The 24368-nt window shown below is 41.8% G+C and carries 24 protein-coding genes and 1 other RNA gene; 12 read left to right on the plus strand and 13 right to left on the minus strand.

Translation table 11 applies throughout. The features are described 5' to 3' along the window. The first annotated feature begins 17 nt into the window (after positions 1-17). The 3 genes from ssrA (at position 18) to MN086_RS09580 (ending at position 1969) form a co-directional block, all read left to right on the plus strand. Positions 18-392, plus strand: a transfer-messenger RNA (tmRNA) gene (gene ssrA / locus MN086_RS09570). Between the two features lie 166 nt (positions 393-558). Beyond that, positions 559-1170 (plus strand): porin family protein, encoded by a 612-nt coding sequence (locus tag MN086_RS09575; protein ID WP_248575786.1) that lies wholly within the window; start codon positions 559-561, stop codon positions 1168-1170. Positions 1171-1183: 13 nt separating this feature from the next. After that, complete coding sequence (locus tag MN086_RS09580; protein ID WP_248575787.1) at positions 1184-1969, plus strand: hypothetical protein; 786 nt, start codon at positions 1184-1186, stop codon at positions 1967-1969. A gap of 85 nt (positions 1970-2054) precedes the next feature. Here MN086_RS09580 and MN086_RS09585 read toward each other — a convergent pair whose 3' ends face one another. Next, complete coding sequence (locus MN086_RS09585; protein WP_248575788.1) at positions 2055-3059, minus strand: alanine racemase; 1005 nt, start codon at positions 3057-3059, stop codon at positions 2055-2057. Between the two features lie 40 nt (positions 3060-3099). Between MN086_RS09585 and MN086_RS09590 the strand changes: the two genes are divergently transcribed. Beyond that, on the plus strand, positions 3100-4128 hold the full coding sequence (locus MN086_RS09590) for an agmatine deiminase family protein (RefSeq protein ID WP_248575789.1): 1029 nt from the start codon (positions 3100-3102) through the stop codon (positions 4126-4128). Between the two features lie 11 nt (positions 4129-4139). Further along, positions 4140-5012, plus strand: a complete 873-nt coding sequence (locus tag MN086_RS09595; protein ID WP_248575790.1) for a carbon-nitrogen hydrolase — start codon at positions 4140-4142, stop codon at positions 5010-5012. A 38-nt stretch (positions 5013-5050) separates the two neighbouring features. On the opposite strand, the gene MN086_RS09600 is transcribed toward MN086_RS09595, so the two are convergent. Further along, on the minus strand, positions 5051-5614 hold the full coding sequence (locus MN086_RS09600) for an NUDIX domain-containing protein (protein WP_248577099.1): 564 nt from the start codon (positions 5612-5614) through the stop codon (positions 5051-5053). After that, positions 5589-6884 (minus strand): peptidoglycan DD-metalloendopeptidase family protein, encoded by a 1296-nt coding sequence (locus tag MN086_RS09605; protein WP_248575791.1) that lies wholly within the window; start codon positions 6882-6884, stop codon positions 5589-5591. Before MN086_RS09605 ends, MN086_RS09600 begins: the two co-directional genes overlap by 26 nt. A 143-nt stretch (positions 6885-7027) precedes the next feature. On the opposite strand from MN086_RS09605, the gene MN086_RS09610 reads away from it, so the two are divergent. From MN086_RS09610 to MN086_RS09620, 3 genes are all read left to right on the plus strand, one after another. Further along, the gene (locus MN086_RS09610) at positions 7028-7711 is read left to right on the plus strand and encodes a plasminogen-binding N-terminal domain-containing protein (protein ID WP_248575792.1); all 684 of its coding nucleotides are present in this window, start codon (positions 7028-7030) and stop codon (positions 7709-7711) included. Between the two features lie 13 nt (positions 7712-7724). Further along, entirely contained in the window at positions 7725-9113 is a 1389-nt protein-coding gene (locus tag MN086_RS09615) for an FAD-binding oxidoreductase (RefSeq protein WP_248575793.1), read from the plus strand. Between the two features lie 95 nt (positions 9114-9208). Then, positions 9209-10042 (plus strand): YihY family inner membrane protein, encoded by an 834-nt coding sequence (locus tag MN086_RS09620; RefSeq protein ID WP_248575794.1) that lies wholly within the window; start codon positions 9209-9211, stop codon positions 10040-10042. Here the strand turns inward: MN086_RS09620 and MN086_RS09625 are convergent. The 8 genes from MN086_RS09625 to MN086_RS11050 form a co-directional block, all read right to left on the minus strand. Then, positions 10007-11278 (minus strand): ComEC/Rec2 family competence protein, encoded by a 1272-nt coding sequence (locus MN086_RS09625; RefSeq protein WP_248575795.1) that lies wholly within the window; start codon positions 11276-11278, stop codon positions 10007-10009. The two genes, MN086_RS09620 and MN086_RS09625, sit on opposite strands and share 36 nt — an antisense overlap. A gap of 52 nt (positions 11279-11330) precedes the next feature. After that, positions 11331-12761 (minus strand): replicative DNA helicase, encoded by a 1431-nt coding sequence (locus tag MN086_RS09630; RefSeq protein ID WP_248575796.1) that lies wholly within the window; start codon positions 12759-12761, stop codon positions 11331-11333. Then, the gene (gene ispG / locus MN086_RS09635) at positions 12761-13822 is read right to left on the minus strand and encodes a flavodoxin-dependent (E)-4-hydroxy-3-methylbut-2-enyl-diphosphate synthase (protein WP_248575797.1); all 1062 of its coding nucleotides are present in this window, start codon (positions 13820-13822) and stop codon (positions 12761-12763) included. The genes MN086_RS09630 and ispG overlap by 1 nt, the downstream gene beginning before the upstream one ends. Before the next feature lie 53 nt (positions 13823-13875). Then, a complete protein-coding gene (locus MN086_RS09640) occupies positions 13876-15723 on the minus strand; it encodes a primosomal protein N' (protein WP_248575798.1) in 1848 nt (615 codons plus the stop codon). A gap of 3 nt (positions 15724-15726) precedes the next feature. Then, positions 15727-16194, minus strand: coding sequence for a type II secretion system protein (locus MN086_RS09645; protein ID WP_248575799.1), 468 nt, complete (start codon positions 16192-16194; stop codon positions 15727-15729). Between the two features lie 37 nt (positions 16195-16231). After that, a complete protein-coding gene (locus MN086_RS11045; protein WP_305879777.1) occupies positions 16232-16717 on the minus strand; it encodes a type II secretion system protein in 486 nt (161 codons plus the stop codon). 79 nt (positions 16718-16796) lie between these two features. Further along, the gene (locus tag MN086_RS09655; RefSeq protein ID WP_248575800.1) at positions 16797-17258 is read right to left on the minus strand and encodes a type II secretion system protein; all 462 of its coding nucleotides are present in this window, start codon (positions 17256-17258) and stop codon (positions 16797-16799) included. Positions 17259-17482: 224 nt separating this feature from the next. Next, complete coding sequence (locus MN086_RS11050; protein ID WP_305879782.1) at positions 17483-17959, minus strand: type II secretion system protein; 477 nt, start codon at positions 17957-17959, stop codon at positions 17483-17485. A gap of 221 nt (positions 17960-18180) precedes the next feature. Here MN086_RS11050 and MN086_RS09665 point away from each other — a divergent pair, with 221 nt between their 5' ends. Continuing rightward, a complete protein-coding gene (locus MN086_RS09665) occupies positions 18181-19182 on the plus strand; it encodes a GGDEF domain-containing protein (protein WP_248575801.1) in 1002 nt (333 codons plus the stop codon). A 16-nt stretch (positions 19183-19198) separates the two neighbouring features. Here the strand turns inward: MN086_RS09665 and MN086_RS09670 are convergent, their stop codons facing one another. Both MN086_RS09670 and MN086_RS09675 read right to left on the minus strand, forming a co-directional pair. Further along, positions 19199-19420 (minus strand): hypothetical protein, encoded by a 222-nt coding sequence (locus tag MN086_RS09670; RefSeq protein WP_248575802.1) that lies wholly within the window; start codon positions 19418-19420, stop codon positions 19199-19201. An 18-nt stretch (positions 19421-19438) separates the two neighbouring features. After that, positions 19439-19669, minus strand: coding sequence for a hypothetical protein (locus MN086_RS09675; protein ID WP_248575803.1), 231 nt, complete (start codon positions 19667-19669; stop codon positions 19439-19441). Between the two features lie 62 nt (positions 19670-19731). Between MN086_RS09675 and uvrB the strand changes: the two genes are divergently transcribed. From uvrB to MN086_RS09690, 3 genes are read left to right on the plus strand one after another with little or no spacing between them, the layout of a single operon-like run. Beyond that, on the plus strand, positions 19732-21705 hold the full coding sequence (gene uvrB, locus MN086_RS09680) for an excinuclease ABC subunit UvrB (protein WP_305879778.1): 1974 nt from the start codon (positions 19732-19734) through the stop codon (positions 21703-21705). Positions 21706-21752: 47 nt separating this feature from the next. Next, positions 21753-23840, plus strand: coding sequence for an RNA degradosome polyphosphate kinase (locus tag MN086_RS09685; RefSeq protein WP_248575804.1), 2088 nt, complete (start codon positions 21753-21755; stop codon positions 23838-23840). Next, entirely contained in the window at positions 23840-24364 is a 525-nt protein-coding gene (locus tag MN086_RS09690) for a gamma carbonic anhydrase family protein (RefSeq protein ID WP_248575805.1), read from the plus strand. The genes MN086_RS09685 and MN086_RS09690 overlap by 1 nt, the downstream gene beginning before the upstream one ends. Positions 24365-24368: the final 4 nt, after the last annotated feature.

Raw genomic sequence — 24368 nt, forward strand, 5'->3', positions numbered from 1 at the left:
CACCATCTTTCAGATATGGGGATGACTTGGTTTCGACTGGAGTAGTCGGGGCTATGTGCATGTCGGACTGGGCAATTCCGTTACGCGGCCCACACGCGAATAAACGCAAACAATACAGATTATCGTCCAGCTTACGCAGTAGCGTAAGTCATTAACCCCGCAAACGCGGAGGACTGCTTCGCCGGTGAGTGTCATCTTAACCGGATCTTGAAGTATCACATCTGATGACTATGCTCCCTGGAAGCTATGCCAGGGTGTGAGAATCTTAGCTCGTCTTGTAAAGTTTTGAGTGTAGTACAAAGCAGGATTAAAATTAACAACACTGACTAAGCATGTAGAGTCATGGTTCTATCTATTTTAGGACAGGGGTTCAATTCCCCTCATCTCCACCAAACTTCAATTCAATACAACTTCACATCATACAATATAAAGCCCTATATGCTTTGAGTACAAAATATATTTAAAATCAATAACTTTTCTTGTTTCTTTATCTTTGTTTTACTTGCTTTAATATAATATAGTATTATCTTAAACTATAAATATAATGGGAGGAAGAAGATGAAAAAGAGTCTTTTATCGTTGGTATCTATCATCGCCCTAAATGGGATAGCGTATGCCGGTGGGGATATGACAACAGCTATAGAACCCGTTGTTGAGATACCTGAAGGAGAGATCAATCCTTTTTATGCAGGCATGGGTATAGGTAAAGCATATGTCAATGATGATGTGACAAATGAAGAGATCACTGCAACAACATTAATGCTGCAGGCAGGATACCAATACAATGATTATCTGTCATTTGAAGGCCGTTATACCTTTGGTTTGGGTGGATCAGATTACAATGCGGGCAACATAGCAGGTATCACAAATGCCTATGACGGCGATCTTTCTGCTTGGGGAGTTTATATTAAACCAAGCTATCCTATCGGAGATATTTCACTCTATGCCCTTTTAGGTTATGGAAGCATTATGCTTGATGATCTTGCAGGCGGTGATGCAGTTGAAAACGGTTTTCACTGGGGACTTGGGGCAGCATATTCATTCACAGAGGAAATTTCACTATTTGCTGACTATGTTTCTTTATATAACGATACAGGATTTGACTACAGGGCAACACTTGATGACGTAGATGCAGATACATGGACCGTCGGATTCTCTTATAATTTTTAGAAAGGATTGGATTATGAAATTTACATACTTTAAAATGTACCCCCTTATGATTACAGCCTCTGTATTTTTGGTTCTGAATGGATGTGATGGCAACACAGGCATATCGTCTGATACCGGTATTGTTGCTCCAGCCTCAGCACCAGTCCCCCCAACAGAAGCAGAATGTCTTCTGGCTGCTGGAGGGTATGAAGCGATAGTCATAAAAGATACCAATGACAACAATAGAACCTGGCTAGATAGAAACTTGGGTGCCAGCGAAGTGGCAGCCACACCGGATGACCAGGCTGCATTTGGTCATTACTATCAGTGGGGTCGTACTGCTGATGGACATGAAGTAAGCACCTCAGATACCAATGATACCTTGGCGACAACACTGGATGGCAGTGATACAAATACGGCTTGGTATGGAAAGTTTATCTTATCAACAAGAACAAACCTAGACTGGGTAGCTTCTAATGTTGATAACGATGGTAGTCTGAGAGAAAGCACTTGGAGCACACCATATGATGCAAATCAAATTTGTCCATGTGGTTATATTGTGCCTAGTGCACAAGACTTTGCTGATTTGAATCTCTCTGATCCTGCTAATGCCGATATATTTAAAGTAGCCTATGCTGACAGAAGAGCAGCTGAAGACGGTGTGGTCACCAACCGTAATCTGGCAGTTTTTTGGACAACGACGCATGACAATAACAACAGTGACTACTATGCGATCTGGTTTGGCCAGCCGGGAGAAGTTTTGAATAATGGGAAAAGAGGTGCGGGTGTCCCTGTACGCTGTATCAAGCCTCTACCGTAGTAAGTTCTTCATAGTACCCTAAAATAAAATTCTATTTTAGGTTATCTTACATTCCATCTCTTTTGGGATGGAATACTACCTTCATTTAAATCACTTCCTTTGGCAGTGTAGCAGACAATGCCGTGGTGATTTCATAAGAGATCGTTCCAAACTGTTTTGCAGCCGTTTGAGCATCAGACATCACACACACTTCGTCTTTCTCTGATTCAAGAGAGATCGAATCCATAGAGACACGTCCCAGTACAGGTAAGCCTTCACTTGTGACATACGGTTGTCTACTCTCTCCTCGAAACCACCCATCACCATACCCCAGGTCATAGGTAGATATCGTCATATCCTCTGCAGCGGTGTAATCTCCTCCGTATCCCAGTCGTTCACCGGCACTTAATGCTCTGGTTGAGATCTTTTTTGCATATAATGACATGACCGGACGTAATACTGCCTCATCAAAACTATCCGGCAATTCACTGTATCCGTATACACCTATTCCTACTCGTACCAGATCCTCATCAAAACTCTTAGTGCGAAGAATCGCCGCACTATTATGTGAATGCACCCTTACATTCCTAAAACCGGCCTCTTTTACTCTCTCTTTTACTCTTTCAAACTGCTTTTGTTGCCAAAAAAATTCAGAACTGAGTTCATCCGCACTGCGGTAATGCGTCATAACCCCTACAAGATGTAACCCTTGTGCTTCGATCAAAGCAAATGCTTCATCAAGCTCATCCAAAGCTATCCCATTACGGTGCATTCCCGTATCTACTTTGAGTTCAACCTTCGCACCTTTTTGGGCTTTTTTGATATCCTCTAAAGTATTGATCGTAAAAGAGTACTTCTCATCATTTATGATACTGTCACCAAGTATCAGTATCGTTTCAAAGAGGGATCGTATCTGCTCTGCTTCTGCTGTTTTTCGTACGACAGCATGTTTGATACCGAACTCTGATGCCAGTTTTCCCATCAGTTCCAGTCCATGACCATATGCATTGTCTTTAAGGACGATCGCGATCTTTTCAACTGAGCCAGTTTTTAGTGCAATTTGGTTAAGATTATGATAGAAATTTTGTTTATTTATTTTAATAAATGCCATGACGAGATTATACCAAAATAGATAATAAATAAGGGACAATATGCAAAAAGATCTAAAAGTGGTGATGCCCGCAGAATGGGAAAAACAGCGTGCCGTACTCTTGTCCTTTCCTCATGAAGAGACAGATTGGCATGATCCCGATAACGCAGCAGAATTGGAAGCCAGTCTCTCACCGTTCATACGTATTGCCCAGGCTATTGCTTATGGAGAAGCGGTTTACATTATCTGTAAAGAGAAAGAAAAAATTTCAAAACTATTCTGTTCCACACGGAATATGACTTTCATTGAGATAGCTACCAATGATACCTGGATACGTGACTATGGATACATCAGTATAAAAGAGAATGATGAAGTCAAACTACTTGACTTCACTTTTGATGGTTGGGGCGGTAAATTTGAAGCCTCTCTTGACAATGCTGTCAACACTGCTTTACATAAAAAAGGATACCTTGGTACGACGCCTCTTGAACAGATCGATTTTGTACTTGAGGGAGGCTCCATAGAGAGTGATGGAGAGGGAACCATTCTCACCACCTCAACCTGCCTTTGCAACCCAAACAGAAACGGCGGGCTTAGCAAACAGGAGATAGAAGAGAAACTGCATGCCTATCTAGGTGCACGGCGGGTTTTATGGCTGGACCATGGCTATCTTGCAGGTGATGATACTGACAGTCACATTGACACTTTGGCCAGGTTTGTCAACAAAACGACCATCATGTATGTCAAGTGTGAAGATACAAAAGATGAACACTACAAAGCACTGCAACAGATGGAAAAACAACTTCAAAGCTTTACCACAGCAGAGGGGGAATCCTATACATTGATCCCACTTCCGATGTGTGAAGCAAAATACAATAATGAAGGGGAAAGACTGCCGGCAACCTATGCCAACTTCCTCATTAGCAATGATGCACTGATATACCCTACCTACGATGATAAAAATGACACGAAAGTAGGGGAGATCTTTAAAGAGGTATTTCCTGACAGAGAGATCATTCCTGTCAATTGTTTAAAACTGATAGAACAAGGCGGGAGTCTGCACTGTTCTACCATGCAGATAGTATATTAAAAAGGATTCTTATGAAAACAGCACTGATCCAACAAGCCTACCATGGCAGTAAAGAACACACCCTTCAAGTCACAGTAGAGAAGATAAAAGAAGCTGCACAAAGCGGTGCCGAGCTTGTTGTTTTACAAGAACTTCACCAGACAGAGTATTTCTGTCAGAGTGAAGATACAACATTTTTTGATTATGCCGCTCATTTTGAATCTGATGTAGCATTTTGGGGGAATATTGCAAAAGAGCACAGTGTTGTTCTGGTCACTTCGCTTTTTGAAAAACGTGCAGCAGGCCTCTACCATAACACAGCCGTGGTCTTCGAAAAAGATGGTTCTGTTGCAGGTAAATACAGAAAAATGCACATCCCTGATGATCCCGGGTTCTATGAAAAATTTTACTTTACCCCAGGAGATCTCGGTTTTGACCCCATACAAACTTCTGTAGGGAAACTGGGTGTACTGGTATGCTGGGACCAATGGTACCCAGAAGCAGCGCGTGCCATGACACTCAAAGGGGCAGAGATACTTATCTATCCTACGGCAATTGGCTGGTTTGACGCAGACAGTGAAGAGGAAAAGGCTAGACAGCTTGACAGCTGGATCACCATACAACGCTCTCATGCCATAGCCAACGGCTTACCTGTAGTCAGCTGTAACCGTGTAGGCTTTGAGGCGGACAGTGCCGGTGTGATGGCCGGTACACGTTTTTGGGGCAACTCTTTTATATGCGGTTCACAAGGAGAGATGATCGTACACGCGGATGACAAAAGCGAAACGATCCTCTATGCAGAGATCGAACATGCGCGTACCAAAGAAGTACGTGATATCTGGCCGTTTTTACGTGACAGACGTATAGAGGAGTATGGCTGTTTACTCAAAAGATATTGTGACTAGAGATTTTTTCGCATGTGCATGTATGGATCAAGATAGATCTAATTTCGCTCGAACCACCACATAAATGCAAACATGAGGCCTGGCGTTTTTGCGATACTTTCATCATAGAGGAATTTCTTTGCTTCATCTGTAGGCAGATAGACAACCTCTATCTGTTCATGGTCCACACCACCGCCTTCACTCACTTTCATATGCTCCTCGACTTCTGCAAAATAGAGTGTCTGTTTACTTCCTGCAAAGCCCACCGAAGTGTGAAAAGAGGTGATCTTTTCGATATTTGAAAGAGGGATATCATAGCCGCACTCCTCTTCTACCTCTTCTTTCACAATTTCTGCCAGAGAAAGTTCTTTATCTACAATACCTGCACACAGTTCTACGGTCATACCTTTTTTGTTGTTCAAGTACACAGCAGGACGAAACTGTTTCACCAAAATAAATGATCTCTTTTCTTTATGGTAAAGAAGAATGGAAACACTGTCATGTGCTTCAACTATCTCCCATGATTTTGGGATACCTTCTTGTTCGTAGGTGGCAAATGCTGTGGAAATAAATTTGGCATTGACCAAAGGCTGAAGTTTAAAGTGCTTGATCTTGTTTTCCATCATCTACCCCCATACTTGTTCGTTCACATCCATCCCAGATAAAAGGTGTACTTTTTTCTTTGAGATATGCCAAAAGTTTTTCTTTATTCTCTTCTGCGTTCTTGATCACGACCTTTTTGTATTTTGTTTTCGTCACATCTTTATATTCAGTGATTCTCTTTAAAACGGTATCTTTGATCGATGTTTTTCGCAGTACTTTCATCGGGTTTATCCATCTTCCATTTTTTTTCATACCAAAATGCAAATGAGGTCCTGTACTTCGTCCCGTACTCCCGACATACCCTATGATCTGTCCTTTCTTCACGTGTTGCCCTCTTTTGACACGTATACGGCTTTGATGCGCATAAAGTGATTCATACCCTCCGGGATGTCTGATCTTCACCACTTTTCCATACCCGCCCAAACGGCCGGAAAAACTCACCTTCCCTGCATTGACCGCAAGAAGGGGTGTTCCTCTTCTTGCGCCAAAATCCGTACCATGATGCGGACGGTACCGTTTCAATATCGGATGATATCTTCTATGACTGAATGAGGAAGTGATACGAACATGACGTAATGGCATACCAAAACGTGACGAGGTGCTTTTTACAGGAACCCTACGGGTATAAGTTACCTTTTCCTTACCTTTCACCGTATAGGCTTGAGACTTTTTCGTACTCTTGTAGCCGTAGCCCTCTTCATCTGCATAGATAAACTGACGTTTTTTTCTTGATTCATGCAACGCTATTTTAACATAGGGCATAGTGTGCGGTTGGCCCATTCTCGTCTTTTGTGAATAGATGAAAGAGACTTTATCTCCCTTTTGAAACTTTCTTGTATTTACCGCACCTTTAAAAAGTTGCCCGATCTTATCTGCGAGTGAAGGATGATGCAATGCATTGTTTACATCTGTATAAAGATTTGTTTCTATCGTAACCGTAGCACCGTGTTCTTTCTCTTTATACTCTATAGGGATAATATCGAAACTGTACACATCGCTGTCGTGCTTTTTAGCCAGCCTTATCTGCATCTCCTCACCTATCGGGATCAATACCTGTTCCAGTGTACCATTGTTATCTTTTAATTCATAATAAAGTTGATCACCTTCTATTTCGGAGAGAAACTGGATATCTGCTTTTGAAATATCATTGAGTATCTCTTTAGAGATCTCTTTGGAATCTAAATACTCTGAAAATGTTTTCCCTTTTTCCCAATGTCCAAGCGTTACTTTCGCACCAAATAAGGAACTTGATATCAAGATCCACACCACTATATTTTTAAGACTACCCATTCTTTAACATTCATCCCTACTTCTTAGTTGGATATTATTATAACTTAAGTAGGTTAATCTACCCGCTATACTAAAAACATCAATAAACTTTTACTATATTGCTTGTATAATCAATACCATTATTTAACACTTAAAGGACCGCTATGCACAAAATAGCTCTTATTGCGCTACTCTCTTTACCGCTGTTTGCAGATTTTTTCCCGCAAACCGTGAACACTTCTGTCAAATATGTAAAAGGAGATACCATTACACTGAACAAACAATTTCCTGTCAATGGTATGAGTGGTGTTGTGATACATAATTACGGCAATGGCCTCACAGCTATTACAAGTCGCATTGCCCAAACTTCATCGAATGAATCCGTGGCATTGGTGAGTAAAGATATCCTCCATCATGATAAACTTCCTACCATCAAAACACCTATTTCAGTGAAAGACAAGGTCATTGGCGGATACCTTTATAACAATGTGCTTCTTTTGGCACCGGATGCAGATACCTATGCGAAGATCACTTCTGAACATACCAAAAAATGGATACATCCAGATCTCTTTGCCCTCTATCTTTCTGTTGAAGGAGAAGAGAAGCCAACAAGAGAGAACCTTGCGCGTTTTGCAAAAAAATATCAAGTAGGACTTGTCTATATCGTACGTAAGAACTCGGCTGTACTTTTAGACCCTATTTCTGAAAAAATAGTCTCTGAAAAGTCAATGAAAGGTCTTCCTGCCAAAGGGTCATTCCCTTTTTATATGCGCTTTAAACAACGTGATTCTGGATGGTTCGGCAGTGACGTTAAGGGTAACTATTACCATACAATGAAATCTTTATAAATGGAACTATGTCATGTTAGATAAAAAACATATACAATATTTTGAAACACTCGTCGGAAAAGAGAATGTCTACAGCGATAAAGCACACCTGATCGCATACTCTTATGATGCTACACGTACACGCTATGAACCTGAAGCTGTTATCTTTCCAAGAGATGAAGCGGATGTCAGTGCCATACTCAAATACTGTAACGAACATCAGATCGTCATCACACCAAGAGGAGCCGGTTCAGGGTTTACAGGGGGTGCACTTCCATCTCAAGGCGGTATCACTTTGGGGATGGAAAAGCATATGAACAAGATCCTTGAGATCGATATGGAAAACATGGTAGCCGTAGTACAGCCGGGTGTGATCAATATGGACCTGCAAAAAGCGGTTGAAGAGGTAGGACTTTTCTATCCGCCTGACCCTGCCAGTGAACAGTACTCTACTCTGGGTGGGAACGTCAGTGAAAATGCTGGGGGAATGCGTGCGGCGAAGTACGGTCTTACCAAAGACTATGTCATGGCCCTTCGTGCCGTACGTCCAAACGGTGACATCATCCGTGCAGGAAAACGTACCATCAAAGATGTGGCCGGTTATAATATCGCGGGTATCCTCATTGCAAGTGAAGGAACATTGGCTGTGATCACAGAGATCACTGTGAAGCTCATTCCTAAACCTAAATTTACCAAAGCCTATATGGGTATCTTCCCTTCAGTGGATGATGCGATGAATGCGGTGTTCAAATCACTTGCAGCAGGTGCGAATCCTGTGGCGATGGAGTTCATGGATGACCTCGTGGTCCAAGCGCTCAAAGAGAAACTGGGCATCAAACTGCCAGAAGATGCGGGTGCACTTCTCATCGGTGATGTGGACGGGAACGTGATAGAAGAAGTAGAGTTTCAGCTGGAGACCTTGGAAAAATCATTTAAAGAGAATGGTGCTCAGGATTTCATCGTTGCACATGATGCCCAAAAGAGGGATGAACTTTGGTATGCAAGACGTAATGCCTCCCCATCTATCACGATCTTTGGAAGCAAAAAACTCAATGAAGATATCTCTGTGCCAAGAAGTATGCTGCCTGAGGCCCTGGAGCGTATCTACGCAGTAGGAAATAAATATGGCTTTAAAGTGCCATGTTTCGGACATGCAGGTGATGGGAATATCCATGTCAATGTCATGGTAGATGGTTCAGACGAAAAACAACTTCATGACGGACACCAGGCGATAGAAGAGATCTTCGAGCTTGTAGTAGAGATGGGAGGGACACTGAGCGGTGAACATGGTATCGGTACCAGTAAAGCACCGTTCATGAACATCGCGTTCAATGAGGTAGAACTTGATCTCTTCAAAAGTATTAAACAGGCTTTTGACCCGAACAACATACTCAATCCTGGGAAAATGGGGTTACCGCAGTAATTGCAGACCCTCTTCCGGATTTTCCTTTAGAAGTATGACAATTTTATGAAAAGATCCCCGTGTTTCTCACGGGAGTTACGGAGGAATCAATGAGCATGCAAATCAATCCTCAATTCAAAAAAATCCTCAAAACCTATTACATCTTTTTACGTGATTTCCTCAGCGATCTTTTTGATAGCAGATTGGGACATTATGCATCCAGTTTGAGCTGGAGTACCCTCTTCTCTATCATCCCTTTCCTGGTAATTATGCTTGCAATTTTTACTACCATGCCCCTGTTTCATGCCATGTATGCGAAAGTAGAAAAACTTATTTTTGACAACCTTCTGCCTACGGACTCCAAAGTCATTATGGAGTACCTCAATACCTTTGTAGAAAACTCAGACAAACTCGGCTATATAGGGGCATTCTATGTGGTATTTGCCGCAGTCATGTTTTTCAAAGACTATGATTATATCGTGAATGACATCTTTTCAACACCCAAACGGACGATCTGGCAAGCCATAAAAACCTACATTTTACTTCTCATCACCATACCTGCGATGATGGCTGCCTCTTTTTATCTCTCTGCATTCATACAAGGGTATCTGGATAAAAGCAGTATCACCAGTATTATACACCTCTACGAAATCATCCCCTATTTCATCGTCTGGATGATGTTCTACATCGCCTACCAACTCTCTCCTCATACCCGTATAGAGGTCTCTGCTGCACTGGGAAGTTCTTTCATCGCCTCCCTTGTATGGTATCTTTCCAAAAGTGCTTTCGTCTTCTATGTCGTGCACAATAAGACCTATGCAAGTATCTATGGGAGTATCAGTATTGTACTTTTTTTCTTTTTATGGATCTATATCTCATGGGCGATCTTTATCCATGGGCTCAAATTTTGTGCGCTACTGAACAAAAATGAAGAGATAGAGCATATATGAAGAAGCCCCTCCCCACACTGACCAAAAAAGTTTTTTACTCCATATAGCCCCTATGGATATGCCTATATACCCAACTGTTGCCCATAGAGGGAAAAGTGACTCTGTACTGATGTTTGGCAGTGTGAACAAGGCTAACAGAACTGTATCAAAAAGACTGCCATACCCCAATAGATGTAAGAGCATCACAAAAGGATAGAAAGGGACGAACAGCAGTGAAAGCAGAGGGGATAAAAACTGATATCCACTCGTTACAGGGAAAACAGTATGTACGATCGGGAGCATCAGAATGAAAATACCCAGAGGTATCAACAGTAAAGTGATCACCCATGCATGTAGTCCTTTACTATGCTGTAACAATAAAAAGATATAAAATACCCCTGCCACAGAGAGTCCGAAGCTCAAAGAAACCAACAAAGAAGGAAAGAGTGCCACAAGCAGCAGAATGATCGTAGTCAAGAAGGTAAAACTCAGCAGTTCCATCCCCAACAGAAGAACCATCCATCCGACCAGTACCATCGCGTAAGAACGCAGTAGCGAAGGCGGGAAATCGACAAACCATAAATACACACCCAGAAGTATCATCGCCACGGCTCCCACATCAGTGAGTGCATGACGGTAAGGAAAGAAGTGTTGCTGCAGGGGTCTATAGAGTAACAAAAGCAACCCATAGACCAATCCCCACAGTATCCCCAGATGAAATCCGCTCAAGGCAACCAGATGACTGACACCGAGCATACTGATCTTTTCTCTTAACGCTTTCTCCAAAAAGGTAGCAAAAAATATCGCATTGTAAAATGATCCTAGAGAAGTATTTTCATGTTGTGAAGCCACTTTTTCCAATAGGATCTCTTTAAAGCTTGAAGGAAGAAGTTCCCGGGCTTTTATGCGACTGTTCACATAAAAGGTACCCAGATAGTCACTAAAAGATATCCTCTCATTGGGGAATAGCTGCAGACGCAGACGTTTATGATCGAATTTCTCTTGAGTGTAGTTTGTTATATAAAAGGTCAAACCCTCTTCACTTCGAAGCTTAAGCACTTGGTAGTGTTGATCACCTTTGGACTTTTGATACACATTCAATACATTTGCATGCGTATAATAAAAAGGTTTTGATATGAAATCTTGATAGGAGTGATATTCAAAAAAGAGCCGGATTACTATCACACATAGAAAAAAGAGGGCCGCCCAGATGAATGTTCTCTTTTCTGGGAATAGTTTTGGTTTTTCTAATTGCACCAAGGCTCCTCCAAAGTGAACTCTCTTGAGAGTAAATAGATTCTAGTGCACCCTATATAGCAGGTAACTCTATATTTCCTGTATTCAAAGGAATATCAGCATCTTCATACTCTATTTCAAAAGCCGGTCCTGTTGGAGCATCCACAAAACGTGTAAAGTTCTTTTGGAAAATAAGGTTGACGGTACCTGTAGGCCCGTTTCTCTGTTTCCCTATGATGATCTCGGCATCCTCTTCAGGTTTTTTTCTAAACTCGGAGGTATACTCTTTCCCTTCCGCTTTGGCTTTCATCTCTTTTTCTTTCTCTTGCGCCTCACGATAGACATCATCACGGTATACAAAAAGGATAATATCGGCATCCTGTTCTATAGCTCCGGACTCACGCAGGTCAGAAAGCATAGGACGCTTGTTATCTCTACTCTCCACACCACGGTTAAGCTGAGAGAGTGCTAAAATAGGTATCTGAAGTTCTCTGGCCAACTGCTTAAGCCCTCTTGAGATCTCAGAGACTTCCTGTTGTCTTCCTTCACGACCTTCACCACTCATCAGCTGCAGGTAATCTATAATCGCTACTGATATCTCGGGATGTTGTGCTTTGAGTTTGCGAAGTTTACTGCGCACATGGTGTATGGTCGCATATCCACCGTCATCCACAAAGAGTTTTTTCGAGGCGATATCCTGTGTCGCGGCTGCAAGATCACTCCACTGTTCATCTTTAAGGTCTCCTACTCGCAGCGCTTGAAGCGGTATGGAGGTTTTGGCAGAAAGCATTCTGAGCATAAGCTGCTCTGCCGGCATTTCCAGTGAGAAAAAAGCCACCCCTTCGTTACGCTCTATCGCTTTGAGTGCCATGTTAAGTACAAAGGCTGTTTTCCCCATCGCAGGACGTGCAGCGATGATCACCAGGTCTCCTTTACCAAAGCCAGATGTCCTCTCATTGAGGTTTCTAAATCCTGTATCTGTACCGATGAGTTTGGAGTTCCCTAATGCTTTTAAACGCTCTATCTCCCCCATCATAGAGAGTGTGATCTCTTTGGATTCTCTAAAATCATCAGAAGTTGAATTCTGTGTGATCTCATAAAGCTTTTTCTCTACCAGGTTCATCACATCTTCAGCCGGCAGGTCATCTTCTATCGTGACCTTCTTGATCTCTGTGGCAAGTGTGGCCAAAGCCCTTTTGCTTGATTTTGCCTTGATCTCTTGAAGATAGGCCGCTGTATTGGTAATAGGGTTTGCGGAAAGCAGATCCAGCATTGCCACTTCATCGAACTTGCCCATGGCATTGAGTTTTGCACGCAAAAACTCATCATCCAATGGTTTCTCTTCTACACTGAGCTCTTCCATCGCAGCAAAGACATGCTGGTGAAAAGGCAGATAGAAATCGTGTGGTTTCAGCTTCGCTGCGATCTCTTCATAGGTTTCAGGATCAAAAATAATTGCAGAGAGTACTGCTCTTTCGATGTTCAGGTTGTACATGTTTTCCATTATTTGTTATCCTCTGCGAATTTCTCTACCTCTTGTACAAAGCGCTCAACCAACTCTTCCTCAGGGAGTCTTGCCACCACTTCCCCTTTGAGCATCACCAGGCCTGAACCTTTTCCATACGCTATGGCAACATCTGCATGTTTGGCTTCACCGATGGCATTGACCACACAGCCCATCACGGAAACATCCATAGGTGTTTTGATGTGTGCCGTTCGTCTTTCCACTTCTGCTACAGCGGTGACTAAATCAGCCTCTATACGCCCGCAGGTAGGACAGGAGATAATGTTCAGCCCCTCTTTCATACGCCCGCTGTCTTTGAGTATGGCTTTACCGACTTTGATCTCCTCTTCAAGCTCGCCTGTGATGGAAACCCTCATCGTGTCCCCGATACCATCAAGCAACAATGCCCCCAGACCTATAGCAGACTTGATAGTCGCGTGAAACACCGTTCCTGCCTCTGTCACACCCAAGTGAAAAGGGTACTCATTTCTGGGACGCAACATTCTGTAGGCATCCACGGTTCTGTCCACATCCGAAGCTTTCAGTGACACTTTGATGTCTGTAAATCCCAGATCTTCCAAAAACTTGATGTTGTACTCTGCAGAGGCAACCATACCCTCTGCAGTTGCTCCATATTTCAGGTCAAACTCTTTTTCAAGAGAACCTGCATTTACCCCTATGCGTATAGGCAGGTTTCTATCCTGGCAGGCTTTGACTATCTCTTTGATACGTGATTTTTCACCGATGTTACCAGGATTCAGACGGATACAATCCACCCATTTTGCTGCTTCCAGTGCAAGCTTATAGTTAAAATGAATATCGGCGATAAGCGGCAAAGAGATCTGCTCTTTAATGGCTTTTAGCGCCAAAGCATCCTGCATCTCAGGCACAGCCACACGCACCATGTCCGCCCCGGCAAAATGCAGACGGTTGATCTGCTCTACCGTAGCAGCCACATTATGGGTATCGCTGTACGTCATAGACTGTACGGAGATAGGCGCATCACCGCCTACAGCCACATCACCGACATAAATTTTTTTTGTTTTAACTCTTTCTTTCACACTTTGCCTTTTGAATAATTCTCTTATTTTACCCAAACAACCTACAACGGATATTAAGCGAAATCAACAGGGTCGAAATCTATCTCTATCTCTCTACAATCTACACTGTATAGAGCCTTGAGCAGAGGGACTCTACTCTTGGCTCTCAGTAATATATGAAACCTGAATTTATTGGCTATTTTCTCTATAGGTGCTTTCCCGTGCCCGACTATCTCTACCTCTTCAAATGCTTTAAGTTTGGTCACGGTATCCAGTGTGATCTTGCTTGCTTTACTTTCATCTTTATGCGCAATAAGTATGCGTGCCAGTGAGGCAAAAGGCGGATACTCCGCCATCTCCAAAAACGCCAGCTCATCTTTGATAAAAAGTTCATAATCCGCCAGATAGGTTTGAAAAAATTCCGGATCACCGGTCTGTACGATGATCTGGGCTGCTTTTGCCCGTCCGCTTCGTCCTGCAATTTGAAAGAGCAGGGAGATCGCTCTTTCTCGTGCACGATAATCTGCCAGTCCCAAGATGTAGTCAAGCCCCATAATGATACTCAGGGTGATATTTGCATAGTCATGGCCTTTACTCAGCATCTGTGTACCCAAAAGCAGTTGACTCTCGCCGCTCTCAAAACGTTTCAACGCCTCTTTAAGTTTTTTAGCCGTGGTGATACTGTCCTTATCAAACTGCTCTATCTGTAACCCTTCCACAGCATCAGAGATCACTTCTATGGCTTCTACAGTTCCCATACGTTCACTTTTAAGTGGCATATGACCACAGTGGATACAGGTATCCCGTATAGGTTCCGTATAGTTGCAGTAGTGGCATTTTAAATGTCTATGTTTTCTGTGCAGTGCCATGCCTACAGAACAGAAAGGGCACAGATGTGTCTTTCCACAACTCTCACAATAGAGGTACTTGAAGTTCCCTCGTGTAGGGAGAAACAACAGTGACTGCTCACCCGCCTTATAGTGTGTATCAATCGCATCCAACATCGTTTGATTGATTCTGTCGCCAGAGATGAACTTGTATTTTTTTTCTGTTTGAACATAGGGTCTGTCGAGCTTGACCACAACATATTTATAGTAGGAACTCATAGAGGGTGTCGCAGAGGCCAGTACCACTTTTGCACCCAGTTTACTCCCCATCAGTACAGCCACATCGCGTGCATGGTAACGGGGTCTGGTCATCGACTTGTAGCTGTCATCATGCTCTTCATCTACAATGATGAGCCCAAGATTGGACAATGGGACAAAAAGCGCAGAGCGTGCTCCCGCCACTATGCGTATCTCTCCTGTTTCTATGCCTTTGAGAATAGACTCTTTTTTCTTCTTGGTCAACTTCGAATGCCACATCGCCACACTCTCGCCAAAATGGATCTTGAGACGTTTTTCCATTTGAGGGGTCAGTGAGATCTCGGGCATCAGAAAGATAACACTTTTCCCCTCTTCCAGCATCTTTGCCATCAGTGAAATGAAGATCTCTGTTTTCCCTGAACCTGTGACACCAAAAAGGAGGGCTTTGTCTTTTTTAAGAAGCTGATCATATGCTTTTTTTTGTATTGCACTTAACTTCGGAAGCATATCTTTTTCTATGCTCTTCGAAGATAATTCTGTGGAGGAAGAAAGTTTAAATGGGATAAAGAGAGAGATAGCCTCCCCAAAAGAGGAAAAATAATACTCAGAGATAAATTTCGCTATCTCAATTTGTTCCTTACTATAAGTCTTATCTAAAACAGACGCTACCTCTGCTGTTTCAAACTCAGGTTTTTCTACCTCTTCTACGACAACAGCATCTTTGAATGTATTTTTCAAAGGTACAGCAATAACTGTACCTAGAGATAAGTGACCTTTGGATGCATACGTCAAACTTGGAGCGCTTGAACGAAGGAGTAGAATTCTGTAGTAGTACAAGTTTTATTGTGTAAGTAGTTTACAATTGTCACTGTTTGGTAACTTACAGCTAAATCTACTACTACTAAGATTGAAATCAACACCACCACTTACAGGTAGCTTATAAGTATATGTGACATTATCAGCAGTATACCAACATCCTTGAGCCGTATTATCTTTACATGATTGAAGAGGAAATTCCAGAACAGGGCTGTTTGTATCTCCATTGATTCCATCAAATATAGGTTTATCATAGCCCGCATTACTACTTAAACTCGTAATAGGAGTAAATACCCCTCTTAAAATACGTTTTTGCCTTTCAGCGGCAACAGCACTTCTTACAGATCCTACTGTAGCCTTGGCTTTTGCAATTTCTGCATCCCCTCTAGTAGCTGCAAATTTCGGTATTGCGATAGCAGAGAGAATACCGATGACCACTATCACAAATATAAGCTCTATCATAGTAAATGCTTTTTGATGTTTATGAAACATAGTTAATCCCTTCCTTTTTATTTATTATATCATAATCTCACTCCAAACTATAAGTTCTTGTCCCACCAGCTGTACTTATAGTATGTAGTTTTCGTATAAGTTTGGATGCTGTAACTGCTGCAGGTGCGGTAGCAGTACCTACATCAGTTACCGTTAAGTTATAATCAGCTCCACTCAGAGTTCCCTTTACAAGAACAATATCTTCACCGTTACACATATAAGTAATTCCATCTGAAACCGAAGACCCCTGAGAACTAGTGACCCCATCTCCATCTACTACCCCTACTCGAAGATTTGTTATCTTCTCTATCGGTTTTACAGAAAATGCACGATAACCATCAAATGCATAGTGATGACTAATTTCAGAAATAAGTTGCTGTACTTCTTGGGTACATTTTACCGCTGCTGCATCATCTCTGCTCTCAGCTAATCTAGGTATAGCAACTACTGCTAGTATACCAACTACTACCATTACAAGAATCAACTCTATCTGTGTAAATGCTTTACGCTGATTACTGTTCATATTAGCCCCTCTACTATATACCACATATTTTATGATAACATTTTATTATTAAAAAGTAAAAGTAAGATATATTCTTAGATTAAAGCCCAAATATTTTTTGAGAGTTGCCTCCAAGGATATTTTCAGTAACCTGATCCACTACCATTTTGGATACAGGATTTGTTCCTGCAATTACAGCAACAGTCAAATTATATTCTGCACCAGCATTTTCCCCCACCATGCTCACAACATCTTCATTACCACACACATAGATAATGCCTCTGATATCTACTAGCGTATCTTCTTTGATGCCTTTTGAATCATCTGCAGAGTATATACGTATGTTTGTCATATCTGATACCGTTGTAGACTTAAAAGTTGCATTTCCAAGTTTTGCATATGTAGATCCAATTTCAGAAAGAAGCTGTCCCACTTCATGCACACAGACTGATGCTTCTGCATCATTTCTACTGGCCGCTAATTTTGGCATGGCCACCGCTGCCAAAATTCCGATAATAACAATTACAAATATCAGTTCGATCATTGTGAATCCACGTTTCATCTATTGTCCTTTATCCACTAAATGATGTAACGTCACATCACATCTATACAAGTAAGTATAGCATTAAAATACCAAATATTATATGTTAATAAGGGATAATAAATTATGAAGGTTATCTATAAATATAGATGTATTCATATCCACCATGTAGGCAGGAATGAAGAGTTGACTAACACTATGAAAGAAATCTTCTTTCATAGTGCAGTGCATAGAAGAAACTATAATTATAGTTCGTATTGTTTAGGTGAAGTCCCACCGATATTTTCTAAGACACCTTCTACAGCTTTTACAGCAGCTGGAGAAGTAGGAACAGCAGCAGGAGTAGCAACTGATAAGTTGAAATCTCCACCGCCAATTTCGGCAGTGATAATCATTACATCTTCACCACCACATACATAAGTAATAGTGTCTCCATCTGCAGCTAACTTAGTAGTTCCAGCATCACTAACCCCGTTATCTGTAGCACCAGCTGCTACTTTAATATTGGTCATATCTTCAATATTTGTAAGGACAAAGTCTGCATAACCTTGTTTTGTATACTGTGCCGATATTTCCTGTACCAATTGACCAGCCTCATGTATACACGTTGATGCTTGTGCATCATCTCTTGTTGCTGCTAGTTTAGGTATCGCTACCGCTGCCAAAATCCCGATAATTACAATTACAAAGATCAATTCGATCATTGTGAATCCGCGTCTCATGTTAGTCATGATTAACTCCTGAAAAAAATTTATAGTACCAATTCAATAACTGGCCTACCCGATTCTACACTTATAAAACTTTAAGATAGCTAAATAATAATACCTTATAAAGCAAGCTATACAAATATTATTATAAAAAACTATAGTAATTTTATCTTTTACAAGTATAATACCTATTAACACTTCGTTCAAACCATAATTTTTATCAAAAGGAAAATCTTATGAAATATCATGAAAAATGGTCATCATTTAGAATTACTCTTTTACTCTATGCTATCGTTTTGATTATCCCCTTGACTTTTTATTTCATATATACGTCATTTGATACTATGGACAAAGATACAAAAATTATACGTCAAGTTGGATGGCTGGATGGCAGTATAAGAAGTTTTGCAATGAATGCTCCCGATCACAATCATCAGCAGATGGTCAAAGATATTGACGAAACAGTGCAAAATATATCTACTTGGGTCATACAGAACAATAACTCAAAGTTTTACTTAGGGGCACAAACACTCTCTCAAGATCTTTTAGCTGTAACAACCTGTTGGAATACCTATAAACAGAAATTATCAACCTATAACACAAATACAGCCATCGAAAAACCTCATTTAACTTGTCTTGATTCTGTCAAAAACTTAACGCTTATTATGGAAAACATGGTGTATTTGAAACAAAAAGATTTTATAAATATGTTTTACTGGAATCTTGCTGTTTTGATGGTAATCACATTACTGATCATCTACTTTGTAAGAGCATATATCCGTCAACAGATGAAAAAGCATGCCATACATGACCATGAAACCAAGCTATTTAACAAAACATATTTCTGTGCAGAACTGAAAAGCTCTTGTGCAAGAGCTATGCGTAATAAGACTCCTCTCTCTGTGCTTTCTATTTCGATCGATGATTTTGGAGAAGAGAGTAAGCACTATAGTCAAAAAATACAAACATACCTACTTAAAACTTTTGGAGGGCTCATCATTTCTTTGGTCAGAGAAAGTGATGTGGCATGCCGATATAACGAAAACCACTTTTTTATACTTTTACCAGAGACATCAGAAGAAAATGCATTGGTCTTGGAGAAACGTATAAGTGAAGCACTTGAGAAACGTGATTTTGGTGTGATACCGGAACTAAACTTCAGATTTGCTACAAGCCATCTTAATTACAAAGAGACAGCTGAAGCATTTATAGAGCGTATTGAAACGCTGTTAAAATAAATGAAGGGATGTTTTTTTACAGACCATCCAGGGTTTCAATAAGCAGTTCGATCTCATCTTCATAAGAGGTAGCCTGTTTGGCTAAACGCAGGTAGGCCTTAAGCAACTTATCGGGCTTGTTGTCTTGATATAAATTTACGCCTGCTGCCTCTAAGTCTTTGTTTACAAAGTCTGCAAAAGCATCTTCAAGTTTGATCTCATAACGATTTCCTGAAACGGTGAGTGCTACGTTCTTCATGGTACCCCTTTAATATACTTATGCTAAGAGTGCTTCAACCTGTGCAATGATCTTTTCTATCTCTGCATCTTTCTCTTCAAGTTCTGTTTTGAGAGATGCTATTTGTGCCTCTTGTGCAGTTTGAGACCCAGAGACATTTGCCAATTCCGCTTTAAGTTGAGCATTTTCACTTTTCAGTGCTTCATGGTCTGCTCTCCACTGTTCTATCTTCTCTTGTAATTTTTGCAGTGCTGCCATTTTATTCTCCATAATTTCTTTGTGTTATAATAGCAAAAATTTAAAAAGAAACAACATAAAAACAAAGGTTTATTTTGCCAAATTTCACGGTATCAAGTCCATACCAGCCAGCCGGTGACCAGCCCCAGGCCATAGATGCACTTTCTCGCTCTATAGAAGCAGGAAACCAATACCAAACCCTGCTCGGTGTTACGGGTTCAGGTAAAACCTATACGATGGCAAAGATCATAGAGAAAACAAAAAAACCCACTCTCATCATGACACACAACAAAACACTCGCAGCACAGCTCTACTCAGAGTTTAAAAGCTTCTTTCCAAACAACCATGTTGAGTACTTTATCTCTTACTATGATTATTATCAGCCTGAAGCCTATCTGCCACGACAAGACCTCTTTATAGAAAAAGACTCTTCCATCAACCAGGAGTTGGAACGTCTGCGTCTGAGTACGACTGCGAACCTGCTTTCACATGATGATGTCATTGTCATCGCTTCTGTCTCTGCTAATTATGGATTGGGAAGTCCGGATGATTACCGTTCCATTGTACAGAAACTTTGTGTGGGAGATGAGTACAACCAGAAGGCCCTGCTCCTTCGGCTGGTAGATATGGGGTACAAACGCAATGATGAATTTTTTGACAGAGGTGATTTTCGAGTGACTGGCGAAGTGATAGATATTTACCCTGCCTACTCTGAAGAGTTTGCCGTGCGTATAGAGTTCTTTGGTGATGAGATAGAAGCCATCTATGAGTTTAATTCACTCACCGGAGAAAAAGAAGAAGGTATCAAAGAGGTCACCATCTACTCAGCCAATCAGTTCATTGTCTCCAAAGAGAAACTTGCCCGTGCGGTCAAGAGCATAGAAGAGGAGCTTGCAGAGAGGCTTGAGTACTTTCAAAAAGAGGACCGTATGATAGAGTACAACCGTCTCAAACAGCGTACGGAGTTTGATCTTGAAATGCTGGAAGGCACAGGGATGTGCAAAGGAATCGAAAATTACTCTCGCCATCTTACAGGGAAAAAAGCGGGGGAGACCCCTTACACTATGATGGACTACTTTGAAGCGATGCACGATGATTATCTTGTCATTGTAGATGAGTCGCATGTCTCCCTGCCACAGTTCAGAGGGATGTATGCAGGGGACAGGAGCCGCAAAGAGGTACTGGTTGACCATGGTTTTAGACTCCCCTCTGCCCTGGACAACCGTCCGTTGATGTTTGACGAGTATATCCACAAAGCGCCTCACTTTCTCTTCGTTTCTGCCACCCCTGCTCCGCTTGAACTTGAACTCTCCTCCGCAGTAGCCGAACAGGTCGTGCGGCCTACAGGACTGCTTGACCCTGAGATAGAGGTGATTGACAGTACCTACCAGGTGGAAAACCTGCACGACAGGATGAAACCCGTCATTGCACGTGGAGAACGTGTACTTGTAACAGTGTTGACAAAAAAGATGGCAGAAGAGTTGACAACCTATTACAATGATCTTGGACTGAAAGCCCGCCATATGCATTCGGATATGGATGCGATAGAACGTAACCAGACCATACGCTCCTTACGTTTGGGTGAGTTTGATATCCTGGTAGGGATCAACCTGCTTAGAGAAGGGCTTGACATTCCTGAAGTCAGTCTGGTGGCTATTTTGGATGCAGACAAAGAGGGTTTTCTGCGTTCACAGACCTCTCTTATACAAACCGCAGGAAGGGCTGCAAGAAATGCCAATGGGCAGGTACTTATGTATGCGAAAAAGATCACGGACTCCATGCGGTTCACCATCGATACCACACAAGCAAGACGAGAAAAACAGATCGATTACAATAAAGCACATGGTATTACCCCTCAAACCACACTCAGAGTCCTTGACACAGACCTTAAAGTGGAAGATTCAGGAGAACTCTACAATAAACAGAGTAAGCTGGATAAAATGCCAAAAGCAGAACGTCAACAAATGGTCAAAGAACTCAAGGCAAAAATGCTTGCCGCAGCAAAAAATCTGGACTTTGAAGAGGCTGCAAGGCTGCGTGATCAGATAGCAAAAATTAAAAAATTGTAGGTTTTTGCTATAATACGCGTAAAATACACTATTATATAGGCAAATGCATGGCTTTAGATCTCTCTTCTTCACAACTCTATTTTAACCGTGAACTCTCGTGGCTTCAGTTTAACTCACGTGTCCTCGCGCAGGCACTGGATGAACAACTACCACCTCTTGAACGCCTTAAGTTTCTCGCTATCTACGGGACAAACCTTGATGAATTTTATATGATACGTGTTGCAGGGCTTAAGGCACTCTATAAAGCAGGTATACAGGAGACCGGGCCGGACAAGCTGACGCCAAGCCAACAGCTCGAACAGATCCATGGGTACCTTCATGAAGAGCACAAGGTGTTGGAGTCATGTTACACCTCTATCATCTCGGAACTGCACACCCATGGTGTCAACGTCAAGAACTATGATGCGCTCAACCAAGATGAGAAACTGGAAGTAAAAGAGAAGTTCTTTCATGAGATATACCCTGTGATCATCCCCATAGCCGTCGATGCTACACACCCTTTCCCTCACCTCAACAACCTTAGTTTTGGTTTGGCATTGACACTCAAAGATGACTCTGAACATATCAAACATGGACTTGTGCGTATCCCTAGGATACTCCCTAGGTTTATACAGTTGGGACAAACGTTTATTCCTATAGAGTCTGTGGTAGAATACTTTGCTTCTGAGCTTTTCCCCGGGTTTAGCCCTTTGGCCTCCACACCTTTCAGGGTCACAAGAAATGCAGATATCGAGATAGAGGAGGAGGAAGCAGATGACTTTTTGGAGATCCTTCAGGAAGGTTTACGCTCCAGAAACAAAGGTTCGCTTATCCGTCTTGAACTCAATGATGGTGCCGACTCTGAGTTGATCAATTTTTTACTCTCCCATCTCAATCTTGATGACAAAGATATCTACTCCTATAAAAGTCTCTCTCTCAACTTGGGGGGTCTCTGGCAGATCGTAGGAGACAAAGCACTCTCGCACCTTGTCTTGCCTACATTCAGTCCAAAAGTCCTTCCGCCATTGAACAGTGAAAATGTCTTTGAAGCTATCGAAAAACAAGATGTACTGCTTTACCATCCTTTTGACAGTTTTGAACCTGTGGTAAAGTTCATCAAACAAGCGGCTGCAGACCCCGAAACGATCACTATACGTATGACACTCTACCGTGCAGGTCCGAACTCTCCTATCGTAAAAGCACTCATCGATGCAGTGCGTGACGGGAAGCAGGTGATGGTACTTGTCGAACTCAAAGCAAGATTTGACGAGGAGAATAACTTACGCTGGGCAAGAGCCCTTGAAGATGCAGGGGCGCATGTGGTCTATGGTATACCAGGGCTTAAGGTACATGCGAAGATCGCACAGGTGATCAAAAGACAAAATGGGAAACTGAAAAGTTATGTACATCTTGCAACAGGGAACTACAACCCAAGTACCTCAAAGATCTATACCGATATGTCGTACTTTACCACAAAAGAAGTTTTCAGTACAGATGCAACGCATTTTTTTCACTTCTTGACCGGTTTCTCCACCCATACAAAGTTAGATACGCTTTTCATGTCACCCACACAGATCAAGCCAAAGCTTCTCAAACTCATCGAAAAAGAGTATAAACATGGATCTGAGGGGCATATCATTCTTAAAGCGAACTCTTTGGTGGACGCAGATATCATCAAGGCACTCTACACCGCTTCACAAAAAGGGTGCAAAGTCGATCTTATCATCCGCGGGATCTGTTGTTTAAAACCGGGGATCAAAGGCATTAGTGAAAATATTACTGTCTCTTCTGTGATAGGAAAATACCTGGAGCATGCACGTATCTACTTTTTCAAACATGATAAAATCAAATGCTACATCGCCTCTGCAGATCTCATGCCACGTAACCTTGTAAGACGTGTTGAACTTATGACACCTATCTTGGAAGAGACACTGAGACAGAAGATCGAACAGATCTTGATGCTACAACTTGCAGATAATACCTTACGCTGGGAACTTCAAGAAGATGGAAACTATACAAAAGTACCCCCTCTTGGTAAAACGGTCAACAACCATGCTGTCTTGGAAGAGTATGTCAACAAGATTCATGATAAGACAAAAAAAGAGACCCCTGACTATGTAAGCCGTTTGGCAAATCGTATATTAAAGGATAGTTAATGCTGATAAAATTTAAAGAGTGGACACCTAAGCTCGGACCTAATGCCTGGATCGCAGAAGGTTCTTCTGTCATAGGCCGTGTAACCATGGGAGAAGATTCTGCTGTATGGTTTGGCTGCGTGGTACGTGGTGATGTACATCACATCACTATAGGAGACAGGTCTAATATCCAAGACCTCAGCATGATACATGTCACACACCATAAAAAAGCAGATATGTCAGATGGACATCCTACGGTCATAGGCAATGATGTCACAGTAGGTCACCGTGTCATGCTTCATGGCTGTACGATAGAAGATGCCTGTCTTATAGGTATGTCTGCCACCATACTTGATGGTGCTGTCATAGGAAAAGAGTCCATAGTAGGAGCAGATAGCCTGGTCACAAAGAACAAAGTCTTTCCTCCCCGAAGTCTCATCATGGGAAGTCCTGCAAAAGTAGTACGTGAGTTAACAGACGAAGAAGTAGCAGAACTCTATGCTTCTGCTAAACGTTATGTCAGTTTTAAAAATGAGTATCAGTAAACAT

The organism is Sulfurovum sp. XGS-02, assembly GCF_023213175.1.
Classification (GTDB): Bacteria; Campylobacterota; Campylobacteria; order Campylobacterales; family Sulfurovaceae; genus Sulfurovum.

What these genes read in the sequence shown, in the direction of transcription:
- MN086_RS11045 (WP_305879777.1), bottom strand. Translation starts at nt 16,717, where the DNA reads ATGAACAGTAATCAGCGTAAAGCATTTACACAGATAGAGTTGATTCTT.
- MN086_RS09595 (WP_248575790.1), top strand. Translation starts at nt 4,140, where the DNA reads ATGAAAACAGCACTGATCCAACAAGCCTACCATGGCAGTAAAGAACAC.
- MN086_RS09600 (WP_248577099.1), bottom strand. Translation starts at nt 5,614, where the DNA reads ATGGAAAACAAGATCAAGCACTTTAAACTTCAGCCTTTGGTCAATGCC.
- MN086_RS09605 (WP_248575791.1), bottom strand. Translation starts at nt 6,884, where the DNA reads ATGGGTAGTCTTAAAAATATAGTGGTGTGGATCTTGATATCAAGTTCC.
- MN086_RS09590 (WP_248575789.1), top strand. Translation starts at nt 3,100, where the DNA reads ATGCAAAAAGATCTAAAAGTGGTGATGCCCGCAGAATGGGAAAAACAG.
- MN086_RS09645 (WP_248575799.1), bottom strand. Translation starts at nt 16,194, where the DNA reads ATGTTTCATAAACATCAAAAAGCATTTACTATGATAGAGCTTATATTT.
- MN086_RS09580 (WP_248575787.1), top strand. Translation starts at nt 1,184, where the DNA reads ATGAAATTTACATACTTTAAAATGTACCCCCTTATGATTACAGCCTCT.
- MN086_RS11050 (WP_305879782.1), bottom strand. Translation starts at nt 17,959, where the DNA reads ATGAGACGCGGATTCACAATGATCGAATTGATCTTTGTAATTGTAATT.
- MN086_RS09630 (WP_248575796.1), bottom strand. Translation starts at nt 12,761, where the DNA reads ATGGAAAACATGTACAACCTGAACATCGAAAGAGCAGTACTCTCTGCA.
- MN086_RS09675 (WP_248575803.1), bottom strand. Translation starts at nt 19,669, where the DNA reads ATGGAGAATAAAATGGCAGCACTGCAAAAATTACAAGAGAAGATAGAA.
- MN086_RS09670 (WP_248575802.1), bottom strand. Translation starts at nt 19,420, where the DNA reads ATGAAGAACGTAGCACTCACCGTTTCAGGAAATCGTTATGAGATCAAA.
- MN086_RS09585 (WP_248575788.1), bottom strand. Translation starts at nt 3,059, where the DNA reads ATGGCATTTATTAAAATAAATAAACAAAATTTCTATCATAATCTTAAC.
- MN086_RS09615 (WP_248575793.1), top strand. Translation starts at nt 7,725, where the DNA reads ATGTTAGATAAAAAACATATACAATATTTTGAAACACTCGTCGGAAAA.
- MN086_RS09655 (WP_248575800.1), bottom strand. Translation starts at nt 17,258, where the DNA reads ATGAAACGTGGATTCACAATGATCGAACTGATATTTGTAATTGTTATT.
- MN086_RS09610 (WP_248575792.1), top strand. Translation starts at nt 7,028, where the DNA reads ATGCACAAAATAGCTCTTATTGCGCTACTCTCTTTACCGCTGTTTGCA.
- MN086_RS09690 (WP_248575805.1), top strand. Translation starts at nt 23,840, where the DNA reads ATGCTGATAAAATTTAAAGAGTGGACACCTAAGCTCGGACCTAATGCC.
- MN086_RS09620 (WP_248575794.1), top strand. Translation starts at nt 9,209, where the DNA reads ATGCAAATCAATCCTCAATTCAAAAAAATCCTCAAAACCTATTACATC.
- MN086_RS09575 (WP_248575786.1), top strand. Translation starts at nt 559, where the DNA reads ATGAAAAAGAGTCTTTTATCGTTGGTATCTATCATCGCCCTAAATGGG.
- MN086_RS09665 (WP_248575801.1), top strand. Translation starts at nt 18,181, where the DNA reads ATGAAATATCATGAAAAATGGTCATCATTTAGAATTACTCTTTTACTC.
- MN086_RS09685 (WP_248575804.1), top strand. Translation starts at nt 21,753, where the DNA reads ATGGCTTTAGATCTCTCTTCTTCACAACTCTATTTTAACCGTGAACTC.